The 539-nt window shown below is 75.9% G+C and carries 1 pseudogene; it reads left to right on the top strand.

From position 1 onward, the window contains the following. Positions 1–539 (top strand): annotated as a pseudogene (locus ACYVE9_RS30470) (fumarate reductase/succinate dehydrogenase flavoprotein subunit); the annotation flags it as partial.

Below are 539 nucleotides of genomic sequence, written 5' to 3'. Positions count from 1 at the left end.
GGACCGGTCGGCGGGCCGCGGTGTCGGCCGAGCAGGTCGAGCGGGCGGCGGCGGAGGTGCTGCGGCCGTTCGACGTGGCGGCCTCCGCGGCGGACGGGCCGCCGGAGAACCCGTACACGCTGCACCAGGAACTCCAGCAGACGATGAACGACCTGGTGGGCATCATCCGGCGGGACGGCGAGATGGCCGAGGCGCTGGAGCGGTTGGGCACACTGCGGCGGCGGGCGGCCCGGGTGGGCGTGGAGGGGCACCGGCAGTTCAACCCCGGCTGGCACCTGGCTCTGGACCTGCGCAACATGCTGCTGGTCAGCGAGTGCGTGGCGTTGGCCGCCCGGGAGCGCACCGAGTCCCGCGGCGGCCACACCCGCGAGGACTGCCCGGGCATGGACCGGCGGTGGCGCCGCATCAACCTGCTGTGCACGCTCGCCCCGACCGGCGACCGCACCGACGGCACCTCCGACGGCGACCGCACCTCCGATGGTGACGGCGAGCACGCGCAGGGCACCCCACCAGGCGCGCAGGACGGGCGGGCGGAAGCG

The sequence above is a fragment of the Streptomyces sparsus genome (assembly GCF_054776295.1).
Note: the sequence above shows the minus strand (reverse complement) of the source record. Positions and strands in the feature narration are given on the sequence as shown.